This window comes from Psychrobacter sp. T6-4, from assembly GCF_052258425.1.
In the GTDB taxonomy this organism is placed as follows: Bacteria; Pseudomonadota; Gammaproteobacteria; order Pseudomonadales; family Moraxellaceae; genus Psychrobacter.
The window spans coordinates 346,030-359,307 of sequence record NZ_JBQQEZ010000001.1 but is presented as its reverse complement, the minus strand read 5'-3'; the positions used below and the strand labels follow the sequence as shown (position 1 = coordinate 359,307).

General features: G+C 44.9%; 11 protein-coding genes. 7 read left to right on the top strand and 4 right to left on the bottom strand.

The window, feature by feature from the left end; all coding sequences use genetic code 11:
* Positions 1 to 57: 57 nt before the first annotated feature.
* The gene (locus ACTXGE_RS01575) at positions 58 to 801 is read left to right on the top strand and encodes an MOSC domain-containing protein (RefSeq protein WP_435950128.1); all 744 of its coding nucleotides are present in this window, start codon (positions 58 to 60) and stop codon (positions 799 to 801) included.
* A gap of 43 nt (positions 802 to 844) precedes the next feature.
* Here ACTXGE_RS01575 and ACTXGE_RS01570 read toward each other — a convergent pair whose 3' ends face one another.
* Entirely contained in the window at positions 845 to 1,768 is a 924-nt protein-coding gene (locus ACTXGE_RS01570; RefSeq protein WP_435950127.1) for a hypothetical protein, read from the bottom strand.
* 85 nt (positions 1,769 to 1,853) lie between these two features.
* Between ACTXGE_RS01570 and ACTXGE_RS01565 the strand changes: the two genes are divergently transcribed.
* The 4 genes from ACTXGE_RS01565 to tdh all read left to right on the top strand — a co-directional run bounded on the left by ACTXGE_RS01565 (position 1,854) and on the right by tdh (position 5,950).
* Positions 1,854 to 2,741, top strand: coding sequence for an N-acetylmuramoyl-L-alanine amidase (locus tag ACTXGE_RS01565; RefSeq protein WP_443541136.1), 888 nt, complete (start codon positions 1,854 to 1,856; stop codon positions 2,739 to 2,741).
* Between the two features lie 47 nt (positions 2,742 to 2,788).
* On the top strand, positions 2,789 to 3,529 hold the full coding sequence (locus tag ACTXGE_RS01560) for a pyridoxine 5'-phosphate synthase (RefSeq protein WP_443541137.1): 741 nt from the start codon (positions 2,789 to 2,791) through the stop codon (positions 3,527 to 3,529).
* A gap of 162 nt (positions 3,530 to 3,691) precedes the next feature.
* Entirely contained in the window at positions 3,692 to 4,882 is a 1,191-nt protein-coding gene (gene kbl / locus ACTXGE_RS01555) for a glycine C-acetyltransferase (RefSeq protein WP_443541138.1), read from the top strand.
* Positions 4,883 to 4,924: 42 nt separating this feature from the next.
* Positions 4,925 to 5,950 (top strand): L-threonine 3-dehydrogenase, encoded by a 1,026-nt coding sequence (gene tdh, locus ACTXGE_RS01550; RefSeq protein WP_435950123.1) that lies wholly within the window; start codon positions 4,925 to 4,927, stop codon positions 5,948 to 5,950.
* Positions 5,951 to 6,037: 87 nt separating this feature from the next.
* Here the strand turns inward: tdh and ACTXGE_RS01545 are convergent, their stop codons facing one another.
* Both ACTXGE_RS01545 and purL read right to left on the bottom strand, forming a co-directional pair.
* Positions 6,038 to 6,190: a hypothetical protein gene (locus ACTXGE_RS01545; RefSeq protein WP_435950122.1), complete on the bottom strand. Its 153-nt coding sequence runs from the start codon at positions 6,188 to 6,190 to the stop codon at positions 6,038 to 6,040.
* A 464-nt stretch (positions 6,191 to 6,654) separates the two neighbouring features.
* Positions 6,655 to 10,659, bottom strand: coding sequence for a phosphoribosylformylglycinamidine synthase (gene purL / locus ACTXGE_RS01540; RefSeq protein ID WP_443541139.1), 4,005 nt, complete (start codon positions 10,657 to 10,659; stop codon positions 6,655 to 6,657).
* A gap of 295 nt (positions 10,660 to 10,954) precedes the next feature.
* Here purL and ACTXGE_RS01535 point away from each other — a divergent pair, with 295 nt between their 5' ends.
* Entirely contained in the window at positions 10,955 to 11,449 is a 495-nt protein-coding gene (locus tag ACTXGE_RS01535; protein ID WP_317199556.1) for a pyridoxamine 5'-phosphate oxidase family protein, read from the top strand.
* Positions 11,450 to 11,734: 285 nt separating this feature from the next.
* On the top strand, positions 11,735 to 12,229 hold the full coding sequence (locus ACTXGE_RS01530; protein WP_443541140.1) for a pyridoxamine 5'-phosphate oxidase family protein: 495 nt from the start codon (positions 11,735 to 11,737) through the stop codon (positions 12,227 to 12,229).
* A 95-nt stretch (positions 12,230 to 12,324) separates the two neighbouring features.
* Here ACTXGE_RS01530 and pgsA read toward each other — a convergent pair whose 3' ends face one another.
* Positions 12,325 to 12,996: a CDP-diacylglycerol--glycerol-3-phosphate 3-phosphatidyltransferase gene (pgsA, locus tag ACTXGE_RS01525; RefSeq protein WP_443541141.1), complete on the bottom strand. Its 672-nt coding sequence runs from the start codon at positions 12,994 to 12,996 to the stop codon at positions 12,325 to 12,327.
* Positions 12,997 to 13,278: the final 282 nt, after the last annotated feature.

The following is a 13,278-nucleotide window of genomic DNA, read 5'->3' as shown; positions in this document are numbered from 1 at the left end:
GCAGGCTATGATTGCGCTAAGATAGCGCTATTATTGGATCGCCAATTAGGACATGCCATGAGTACAGCAATGACTTCGCAAGCGAAAGCACCTCAAGAATTTAATCAGCCTCTGCCCTTACATATTGCCACTTTGACTTGCGTGCGCGCAGGCAAAGCCATGCCATTCGCGCGTGAGCAAATGAGCGCCATCGACAAAGTCCCGATCAAAGCTCCTGTCGCCGTCGACTTTATGGGTTTGACCACAGACGAGCAAGCCGATCGCCGTCATCACGGTGGCCCGCTAAAAGCGGTACACCAATTGCCGCCTGCGACTTATGAGCAGATTAATACAGAATTTAGCTTAAAAGTACGCGTTGGCACACTCGGTGAGAACCTGACGACTGAGGCGGTCAATGGCCTACCTGAGATGGATGAGAGCAACGTTTGCATCGGTGATATCTTTGAATATGGAGATGACAGCCATAGCGTCCAACTGCGTATCGTGCAGCCACGCCGTCCTTGTTATAAGATCAACGACCAAATCGGGCAGTTTAATAAAGTGCCCAATATCGCCGCTTGGGTGAGCAAACAAGGTATCGCTGGTTGGTATTTCGAAGTGGTACGCGCGGGCATGATTGACGCGGATCTGCCCGTTTATCTAGTAGAGCGTCCCTATCCGTTTGCAACGCTCTCGATGCTATGGCAATTGTCGAACTCAAAAGAGAAATATGCTGCTGAAGTCATTGAGCCTTGGTTAGCGATTGAGTGTTTAGAGGAGAGTTGGAAAGTCGTTTTGGCTAAGAAGATTCGGAAGGATTAATTAGTACTTCCGAACTTTACTTGTGCTAATAATGTTTCATAATTTAAAATGGTATATCTTGATCTATGCTGTACAAACCACGACCGACCTCTTTCATTTCATAACTCAAGTTACTCATACTCATTTTTACATAATCTTCGAAGTCTGTATAAGATGCTGTTGTATTATTACCTACGAGATCAATTCTGTTACCCGATAACCTTGAAAAAACTAAATTATTATCAAATTTCAATGCTGTAGCTATTCTATTATAGACGTCATGAATATTAGACTCAGTGTCATTTATTAATGTCATTTTATGAGCATCTCTTTTTACTTCAAGTTGACTATTAATATGTATCGACCTAGATAGGCTTTGAACTGATGATCTGAGTCCTTTAATCTCATCTAACATATACTTATCAACTGATACTGTTTCCTCGTTAATTATAGGAGTCTTGAAATCTCCAAAATTTTTTAGAAAAGTTGAATAGTTTTCTGGATTTTCGAGATAAGTTTTGTAAGTTTTTTCAATTCTATCTTTTAATTCATCTTTAAATATATCAATCTTATGATGTCTTAAGTCTTTAGGATAGCTTAGATGCTCAATAACTGAAGTATCAAAAGAGTACTGAGTAGCATCATCCTTAATGATTATAGTTGGCTTATCAAACGCTAAGCGCAAGCCAAGTTCAAACATAACATTTGGATTTCTACCACTGATATCACAAACTATCATTGGATTTTCATAAAGGTTTTGTACAATACGTTTATGAATAACTCCAATATCGTCTGACTCACTAACTATTCTAGCTTCAAAACCAGCTCCTCTGATAGCAGATTCTAATATTCTTCTAATATCTTTCCAATGAGATTCAGGGTAACCGTCCATTGAAGATATTGGCATTACAATTCCACATTTTTTACTAATAATAATTTCTTCAGTCAAAACTTCTGTATTATTCTCTTGTTCAGAGTCCTGTGACATTTTTATCCCTCATTAACTTGTTAATATGTAAAATACATCTATTCTAATAAATATTTTAAATTATACATTACTTACAGAGCAATTCATGGCAAAAAACTTTACCGCTTTAGCATTAGCGACCTTCTTATCGCTACCTTTGATAGGCTGTATCACCACTCCCCAACCGCAAATGGCGACGACCGAGACCTTTCGCGTCGATAGCGATACTTATCAATCGCAAGGCAAAAGCGAGCGTATCAAAACTATCGTCCTGCACTATACTGTCTCAGACAACGCGCGCTCAATAAAGACCCTCACCACAGGTCAAGTCAGCGCCCACTATTTAATCTTGGACCAAGGCGATGACAAGATCTATAACTTAGTCCCAGAGTTTGAGCGCGCTTGGCATGCGGGCAGTAGCTATTTTGCAGGTCGAACCATCCTCAACGATACTTCTATCGGTATCGAGATTGTTAATGCAGGCATCGCTCAGCAGTATCGAGGCGCGCTAAAATCAGGCGAGCTGGACTATCATCCGTACGAGCATTTTGTCGCATTTGACGACTTACAAATCAAAAAGGTCTCGCAACTGGTGCAAGATATCACGCGGCGCTATGGCATCTCACCCAAAAACATCGTCGGTCACTCAGATATCGCGCCGTCACGTAAGATAGATCCAGGCGCAAAGTTCCCTTGGCAACAGTTATACGAGCAGTACGATATCGGCGCTTGGTACGATGAAGCCGACAAAAAGTATTTTATCAGGCAAATCGCTATGACCACGCCGACGATAGCTCAGATCAAGCAAGCCTTTCGCGAGTATGGCTACCAGATCAATACCACAAACGCGTGGGATAAGCCTAGCCGTAATGTCATCTATGCCTTTCAATTACACTTTCGTCCTCTAAATCCAACAGGGCAGATGGACGTCGAGACCTATGCTATCCTAAAAGCACTCAATAAAAAGTACGCAGGTCGTGATAACTTTTATTAGCATTTAGTGATTAATAATCAGATAACTATAACGAAAAAGGAAATACTATGAGCACCCTATTTAGCGTCAATTTAAACAAACTCGCTTTAATCCGTAACTCGCGCGGCACCGATTATCCTAATCTACTCTACTTTGTTCAAAAGCTGATTGATCTAGGTGTCAAGGGCTTTACCGTGCATCCACGACCCGATGAGCGTCATATCAGATACCAAGATGTTTATGATATTAGCGAATATCTTAAAGACTACAAAGACATCGAATTCAATATCGAAGGCAATCCCAACGAGCAATTTTTAAAACTCATTCGCGAAGTAAAACCGCATCAATGTACCCTCGTACCCGATAGCGAAGATCAACTGACCTCCGATCATGGTTTCGATATTATTAAGCATAGCGATATGCTATCTAAGCTTAGTCATGAGCTTGAAGCGTTCGGCACACGCTGCGCAGTGTTTATCGACCCTGATATTGAGCAGATTAAAGCGGTCATCGAGAGCGACGTACAGACGATAGAGATGTACACCGAAGAATGGGCGCGTGCTCATAGCGACGATAACAATGACGGCGACTTTGCTGCGGTCAAGCAGCGCTTTAGCGATTGTATCAACCTCGCCAGCCAAAACGGTATGCGCGTCAACGCCGGTCACGATTTGAATTTGGAGAACTTAGCCGATTTGCTCAGGCTTGGCGATATTGCTGAGGTGTCGATTGGACATGCCTTTACCATTGAATCACTAGAGCAAGGCATGGATACGGTGGTTGCGCAATATCTGTCCATTTGTGGTTGAGGTTTTTATAAACAAAAATCAATGATTTAGGACTACAATATTTGTAAGAATATCTAGATAAGAGAAAAAAATAGCTACAAGAGTCTAAATAGATTATTGCTAGCAGCGGTCCTAATATTTACCTCAGGCAGTGGCAGCTAAAACACTAAAAAAGGAATTGTTATGTATCAAGCCTTTCAAACCCATCTACAGCAAGAAATCGACGAGATACGCGCGGCAGGACTGTATAAAACCGAGCGCGTTATCACCTCCCCGCAAGATGCGCTCATCAAGATCGCCGATGGCCGTGAAGTGCTGAACTTCTGTGCCAATAATTACCTTGGATTATCTGATAACCCTGAGATAAAAAAGGCGGCTACCCAAGCCATTGAAGACTCAGGGTATGGTATGTCATCGGTGCGTTTTATTTGTGGTACGCAAGATTTGCACAAGCAACTAGAGGCGACGATTTCTAAGTTTTTTAATACCGAAGATACGATTCTTTATGCCGCCTGTTTTGATGCTAATGGCGGTGCTTTTGAGCCCCTGCTAACTGGCGAGGATGCCATTATTTCTGATTCGTTAAATCACGCCTCCATCATCGATGGGGTGCGCCTGTGCAAGGCGGTACGCTATCGCTATGCCAATGCCGATATGCAAGATTTAGAGGCGCAATTGCAGGCAGCGCAAGCACAGCGTTTTCGCTTAATTGTCACCGATGCCGTGTTTTCGATGGATGGTAATGTAGCGCCAATGGATGAGATTTATGCGTTGGCTCAAAAGTATGATGCCATGATTATGATTGACGAGTGTCATTCAGCAGGCGTCGTCGGTAAGACTGGCGGCGGCGTGACTGAATTGTTTGATCTGCGCGGTGATATTGAGCTTATCACCGGCACTTTAGGTAAGGCATTTGGCGGTGCTATTGGCGGTTTTACGACGGGTAAAAAAGAGATGATCGAGATGCTGCGTCAACGCTCACGCCCGTATCTGTTTTCAAACTCCATTCCTCCAGTGGTGGCGGCAGCTGGGATCAAAGCGTTTGAGATGCTAGCGCAGGACAATACCCTACAAGATAAATTGCATGAAAATACCGACTATTTTGTTCAGCAAATGCAGGAGGCAGGCTTCGATATCAAGCCCACCGAATCGGCAATTTGTGCGGTGATGACTTATGACGCTAATATCGCCCAACAAATGGCAGAGGCGCTGCTTGACGAGGGTATTTATGTGATTGGCTTCTTCTACCCTGTCGTACCCAAAGACGAGGCGCGCATTCGGGTTCAGCTCTCAGCCGCCCATACTCGTGAGCAGCTTGACCAATGTATCGCCGCCTTTATCAAAGTCGCCAAGCAAATGGAAGTGATTGCTTAATGCGCTATTCACCTTATTAACGCAGCTAAATAAGAGAAAAATATGAAAGCCTTAGTCAAAACTCACGCTAAAAAAGGCATCTGGATGCAAGACGTGCCAGAACCGACGGTCGGTATTAATGACGTTAAAATAAGAATCAAAAAAACCGCTATCTGTGGGACGGATTTGCACATTTATAAGTGGGATGAGTGGTCACAAAAAACCATAAAGACGCCGATGATTATCGGACATGAATATGTCGGTATCATTAGTGAAGTGGGCGATGGTGTTAAGCATTTTGCAATCGGCGATCGCGTCACAGGGGAGGGCCATATCGCTTGCGGACATTGTCGTAACTGCCGCCGTGGTAAGCTGCATGTGTGCGAAAACACTATAGGCGTGGGCGTGAATCGCGATGGCGCAATGGCTGAATATTTGGTGATACCTGTCGATAATGTCATAAAGCTCGATGAGCGTATCAGCGATGAGATGGCAGCCATTATGGACCCTTTTGGCAATGCCACTCATACCGCCCTATCCTTTCCAGTACTTGGTGAAGACGTGCTAATCACCGGTGCGGGACTCATTGGCTCAATGGCTACGGCGATTTGTCGCTTCGCAGGGGCGCGCAATATCGTGGTCAGTGATATCAGTGATTATCGCTTAGAGATTGCCAAAAAAATGGGCGCGACTATGACCATCAACCCAGCCAAAGGCGAAACCATCGAAGACGCCATTGCTGAGTTAAAAATGCACGGCTTCGATATAGGGCTTGAGATGTCAGGCTCGCCTCAGGCCTTTGATTCGATGATTAGTAACATGTATAACGGCTCTAAAATCTCTCTGCTCGGCATTTTGCCCAACACCACGACGGTGGATTGGAGCAAGATTATTTTTAAGGCGTTAACCCTAAAAGGTATTTATGGGCGTGAGATGTGGGAGACTTGTTATCAGATGGAGCAGATGCTGATTAGCGGTATTGATTTATCACCGATTATTACCCATCGCCTGACCATTGATGACTTCCAACAAGGCTTTGATATTATGGAAAGTGGACAATGCGGTAAGGTGATTTTGAGTTGGGATTGATTTTGGCAGGTTTTAGAAATAAAGAATGTTAGTAACTAAATAATAATATTATAGGTCACTTATCCAACAAGCGCATTGGCACTATCGCTACCTCTGTTGTGAGATATCTGTTTCGGTTTGAATCGATTTGGTATCAGGTATGTCATGACTAAACTTTCGGCTTGGTTCAGCCTCCCTTTTAGCAATCACTAATGCTTGACTGAGTGACGTCGATAGATCATCGTAGAATTCATGAATCATGGTTATAGACCTCTTCAATTTTTTGGGCTGATTTTTTAAGCAAGCTTCTATATTACCTTACTATATCAACAGCGGGTTACGCTCCACTGACCTACCCTGCCGATCCTTCAAGGTATCCGTTTGAACCACAACAAATAGTTGCAAGAACACGATGTCACCGCTAGCCTTGATTGCAGTGGATATACTTAGATGACTACTGGGTTGCGGTGACTTGGTTAGAGGTGGTCGCTCGAATGTTGGAACGCCTCTCACCTTAGTCACCGCCCCAGTAGACAGCTAAGATAGTAGCGAAAAGCAGGATTAGCTCTAAAAAAAACGTTGGGTGTCGCAAGCTCCACGCCAACCTACTCAAAATTTCTTGATGATAAAATTAAGCTGATATTTTCAATATCTTAAAGTCTCAAACAAAAAAAGGTGAGCTTTAAGCCCACCTTTTTTATTATCTAAGATTAATTCAAGTTTTCCTAGCGCAACCAAGCCCTTGCGTTACGGAACATACGCATCCATGCACCGTCCTCGATCCACTGCTCAGGTTTCCAGCTGTGATTATAGGCTTTTAGGTTACGCTCAGGGTGCGGCATCATAATAGTGACGCGGCCGTCAGTGCTACATAGACCCGTGACACCGCCGACTGAACCGTTTGGATTGAGCGGATAAGTCTCGGTTGGATGACCTTGGCTATCGACATAGCGCATCGCCAGCTGACCGTGTTTTGCCATACCATCGATCTCAGTAGCGTTAAGGGTGGCAAAACCCTCACCATGCGCCACAGCGATAGGTAAGATGCTGTCTTGCATGCCTTTGAACAGGATAGACTTGGTGCGCTCGACTTTGACATTGACCGTACGCGCTTCAAATCGTGCCGATTTGTTAGCGATGAAGCGTGGGAAGTTCTCTGCGCCTGGGATCAAGTCTTTCAATTGCGCCATCATCTGACAGCCGTTACAGACACCTAAGCTAAAGGTATTAGGACGGGCAAAGAAGCGTACAAACTGCATGCGCAATTCGTCATGGAACAAGATAGAGTTGGCCCAACCTGAACCTGCGCCGAGGACATCACCGTAACTAAAGCCGCCACAAGCGACCAGACCATCAAAGTCGCGCAAATTGATACGGCCTTCAAGTAAATCGCTCATGTGCACATCGACCGCCTCAAAACCCGCTCGAGTAAAGCCTGCTGCCATCTCGGTCTGACCGTTGACGCCTTGCTCGCGCAGGATAGCGACTTTTGGTTTTTCTTCACGACTGTTTAGATAGGGTTCTTCGACCTTTTGATTCAGATCAAAGTTTGGCGCTGCGATAAGGCCTTTATGATTAGTATCGGCAATCAAGTCATATTCTTGTTGCACGCAGTCAGGATTGTCACGACGGCGGGCGATTTGATAGCTGACCTGACTCCACTCTTGCTGCAGCTCACTGCGGCTAAAGCTGAGGGTTTTATCACCTTGATGTAGCGGCGTTTGGATAATGAGGCTATCTTCCTCAGTGCTTTGACCGACGAGGCTTAGCATATCGCTGACATTAAATTCTTCTGCCAGTTGCATCAAAGCCGCGACGTTTTCTGGCATGACTTGAATCACTGCGCCCAGCTCTTCGCTAAACAGTTGACCTAATAAGTTATCATCAGTCAATGACAGCTTGATACCTTGGCGACTAGTAAATTGCATCTCAGCAATAGTGGCGAGTAGTCCACCATCACCGATATCGTGATAGGCGCTAATGACGTCTTGCGCGTTGCCCGCTTGAATAAAGTTAAAGAAATCAACCAAGTCGCTTGGCTTATCGAGATCAGGACAGTCATTGCCAATTTGGCTGTGCGTTTGCGCGAGGATTGAGCCGCCAAGACGCAATTTACCTTTGGATAAGTCAAGACGATAAAACGCGCTATCACCATTAATAAGCTCAGGCGTCAAAGTTTTTGCCACATCAACCACAGGCGCAAAAGCGGTAATCACCAGACTCATAGGTGAGACGACAGATTTGTCTTGGCTATCCTGCTTAGCATCGCTATCATCCGTCCAGTTAGCACGCATCGATAGCGAGTCTTTACCGACGGGAATAGCAATCCCCAAAGCAGGGCACAGCTCTTCACCAACGGTATAGACCGCATCAAACAACGCCGCATCTTCCGCGTCATCGCCGCATGCCGCCATCCAGTTCGCTGACATAGTGATATCAGATAGCTGAGCGATACGCGCGCCTGCGATATTAGTAATGGCTTCACCAACGGCTAATCTCGCCGAGGCTTTGGGATCAATGAGTGCAACGGGCGTACGCTCGCCAATACTCATCGCCTCTCCTGTCATGACTTGACCATCAAGCGCGATGAGGCCCGATGCCGTCACTGCGCAATCGGCGACAGGTACTTGATAACGACCAACATACTGATCGCGCACCACCATACCTGTGATTGAGCGATCACCAATGCTAATCAAAAACGACTTGCTGGCGACAGTCGGATGACGCAGCACGTCTTTAATAGACTGGGCTAAATCAAAATTATTGAGCTCAAGCGGTGGCAACTGGTTTGCTTGCACCTCAAAACTGCGCTGCATCTTTGGTGTACCACCAAGCAAGACTTGCATCGGCATATCGACCGGCTGATCATCGAGCAATTCATCATTGACTGCTAGCTGACGCACTCTAGTCGCCGTGCCTAATATCGCATACGGACATCGCTCGCGTGTGCATATCGCGTCAAACTGCGCTTTACTCTCTGGGCGAATCGCCAGCACATAACGCTCTTGCGCTTCATTTGACCAGATGGCCATTGGCGACATGCCAGCTTCTAATGACGGAATATGACGTAGATTGAGCACTGCGCCCATCTCATGATCGTTGACTAGCTCTGGCATCGCGTTAGACAGTCCACCGGCACCGACATCATGTAGTGAGACGATTGGATTGCCGTCAGCGCTATCATTGCTAATTTCAATATCATTACCAGCGAGGGACCAGCAGCGATCGATGACTTCTTGACAGCGGCGTTCCATCTCGGCGTTATCACGCTGCACGGAGGCAAAGTCTAAGCCTTCGTCAAGTGCGCCACTATCGACTGATGATGCCGCGCCGCCGCCGAGACCGATTTGCATGGCAGGTCCGCCAAGGACGATTAATAAATCCCCTTCGCGGATTGGATTTTTTTCAATGAGGTTACGTTTGATATTGCCATAACCACCTGCCAGCATGATGGGCTTATGATAGCCGCGCATCTCGCTGCCGTCTTTGGCCTCTGACATATCAAGCTGGAAACTACGGAAATAACCGCATAGGTTCGGACGACCAAACTCGTTAGAGAAATTGGCTGAACCCAGTGGTGCTTGTGTCATAATCTCAAGGCTGGTGGCCATACGCTCTGGCGTACCATAGCCCTGAGTGCTAACTTGTCCAGACTGCTCCCACTTCTCGGCAAGCTCTGGAATGTGCAGATGCGAGACATGAAAGCCTGTTAGACCCGCTTTTGGTTTGCCGCCGCGACCCGTTGCGCCTTCATCACGAATCTCACCGCCCGCCCCCGTCGCTGCGCCCGCATAAGGAGCAATCGCCGTGGGATGGTTATGAGTTTCGACTTTCATCAGGATATCGATAGCTTCTTGATGAAAATCGTACGGATGCGCAGAATTAGGATCTTGAGGATCAGTAGGAATAGGATAAAAACGCATACCCTCAGCCCCTGCCATTACCGCTGCATTGTCTTTATAGGCCGACAAAATACCTTCTGGACTCGCCTGATAAGTGTTCTTAATCATTTGGAACAGCGATTTGGGCTTTACCTTGCCATCGACGGTCCACTCAGCATTAAAGATTTTGTGGCGGCAATGCTCAGAGTTGGCCTGCGCAAACATCATCAGCTCAACGTCGGTAGGATTGCGCCCCAATTCATTGACGTAGGCATTCATCAAGTAATCAATATCTTCACTCGATAACGCAAAGCCAAATTGGGTATTAGCGGACTCTAGCGCTGACTGACCTTGTCCGATGACATCGATATGATTGAGCGTGGCTGGTGGTTCATCATCGAACAGCTGGCTCACTTTTGCCAAATCATAGACCAAACTTTGCGTCATACGATCAAACAATAAACGCTCAGCAGCGCTCGATAGTTTCTTTTGAGCACTGCCTTCTAGCGTGAGCGTATAAACGATTACGCGCTCAATACGATTGATTTTAAGCTCGCAGTTATTAAAGATATCCGTCGCTTTACTTGCCCACGGCGATATCGTCCCAAAACGCGGACTGACAACCACTTGGATTTGCTGATCTTTTGCACTATTAAAAGACGTCTCACTTTTTACACCCAATAGATCCAGCGCCTTTTGGTGCTCATCAGCGTTTAGCTCACGCGATAACACATAGACTTGCTGAGTATCGATTTGGGTGACATTGAGATCAGTTTTTTGGGCAAATTGAGTGATGAGTTGCTGGGTCTGAAAGTCGGTCAAAAACGGCTGTCCGGCGATAGTCATCATAAAGGCAGGTTTCCTAAGATATAGGCTATAGCAGACGCGCTGCTATATAGAGTCAAGGGTCTGCGCATTATAACAAGAAGCCTTGTAATAATCAGGTAAAAGCCAGAAAATTTGCTGATTAACGGAGCTGGTTTTGAGTAATAAGCGCACTCAAATTTTACCTAACCCTTATACAGCTTACAAACGCTCACATCGCATTACGGGCAGCCTATATAACTACAGGCACCTCTATCGTTATTCTACAACCAGTTAATCATTTAAAACCACAATAATTTTAATCTAATAAGGATATATTATGACTAAGCAAGAGCAAATTGATAAAGTACAAGACGTGATTAAAGACGTAAAATTTGCCATGATGAGCACCGTTAATAGCAAAGGTGATGTTCATGCTTGGCCGATGACTACTAGCGAAACCAGCATCGGTGGTAGGGAGATTTGGTTCATTGGTGATAAATCATCTGATGTTGTCAAAGACATTCAAAACAATCCAAAGGTTGGTTTGTCTTATGCAACGCAAGACGAAAAAAACTACGTCTCAGTGAGCGCTAATGCTGAATTACCAACGGATAGAGCCAAGCTAGAAGAGCTATGGTCACCTGTCTATAATGCATGGTTTGAGCAAGGTATTGATGATGACGAAGTACAACTGATTAAAGTAGTGCCACACGGCGTTGAATGCTGGATAAGTGGTAGCTCTACAGTCAATATGTTCAAAATGGTATCAGCTGCGCTACAAGAAGGTAAAACCGCGGAAGACATGGGTGAGCAGTTCAATATCTCTTTGTAATATAACTGATAGCACATCACTTTAACGTCAGTAAATTTATTTTGCTGGCGTTTTTTTATGACTTAAGGCTTTAAGACTTGATGTCTTCTCAATTGTAAATAGCAGCTTAAAATTACAAACAATCACAGCGTATTACAGAGGACTCGTAGCGTTATACCAGCACATTTCGTTATATTGATAGTGAACTATCGATATAGTCGCTAAAACAAACGCTATATATCAGAGTCAAAGTTTTAGTGACTTTATATTTTAAACTTTTACCGGTAAATAGTAAGGATAACTATTATGAGTAAACAACAACAAATGGATACCATTCAGGCGATGGTCAATGATATCAAATTCACCATGATGACCACGCGTACCCACGAGGATCATCTACATTCTTGCCCAATGAACACCACTGAGACGAGTATTGGTGCCAAAGAGATTTGGTTTATCGGTCACAAGCCATCAGAGACGGTCGATAATATCAATAACAACCCACAGGTGAACTTAGCTTACGTCAGTCAAGATGACAAAAACTATCTCTCGATCACAGGCAAGGCAGAACTGGTAGAAGATCGAGAAAAGTTAGAAGAGCTCTGGTCAGTCACTTACAATGCCTATTTTGAAAAAGGGATTGATGATCCAGAAGTGCAACTAATCAAGGTTGTTCCGCATGGTGCTGAGTTTTGGGCCAATGGTAATGCTATTGCAAGCGCCGCCAAAATGGCAGTGGCAGCAGCTACTGATACGGCTATAGAGAAAAGTTTAGGTGAGAACTTCTCAATAGCCTTGTAAGTTATACTCTAGCAGTTGAGTAAGTCTATAAATTTTAAAAACAAAAACGCCAGTCGTATAGACAACTGGCGTTTTTTTATTGTAAAGGTATAAAGCTAACCGCTCTGCTTTAAATAAGGCCAAGCCGCTTTAAGATAAATCATCATCGACCACAAGGTCAATACCACCGCTGCCATCATCAGTACGTAACCTATGGTCTCAAGCGACTCCCAATTGAGCAGCAATACGGTAATAGCCACCATCTGAAAGGTCGTTTTAAGCTTGCCAACATAGGAGACAGCAACGCTGGTGCTATTACCCAGCTCTGCCATCCACTCTCGCAGCGCTGACACTGCAATCTCACGCGATATAATAACAATAGCGGCAATTGCCATGATGATATTGGGATGCCATTGCACTAATATTATGAGTGCTGCTGCGACCATAAGCTTATCAGCGACAGGATCTAAAAAGCGTCCAAAAGCGGACATGACATTGAGCTTACGGGCAAAATAGCCATCGAGCCAATCGGTAATGGCCGCGATAATAAAGACACCTGTTAATAGTAAGTGGCGGAGCAGACTATCACTAAACTCACTCATGCCGACGCGGGCAATAACATTGTCTGAAATCGCAGGCATACCTATGCCCATCGCAGGTGGCCAGTAGGCAATCGCTACAAATAACGGAATCATCAAGATACGCGCGATGGTCAGGTTATTTGGCAGATTAAAGATACTTTTTTGGTGGTGCGGCGTCGGCGTGTGCAATGGGGTGCTCTCGGTCATAGTAAATAACAACTTAATAATGGCTGCTAGCTTAGCACTTTTCACGAAGGTCGTCATGGTCTGTGTGCAGACGCACAATTTATATAACAAGAGCTGAGAGCTTAAAGTATGTCGATATGTGACACTGTAGCAAAACTGCTCTAAGCGTAAAGGGATGTAATAAGTGTCAGATAAATAGCTATATCACTATTATAATTAAAAGCGACATGGACTTTTACCCTTGTAAAATAAGTACGCTTTCCTCAGCCTACAGATGGTGATCTGTAGGCTTTTTTTTAGGTG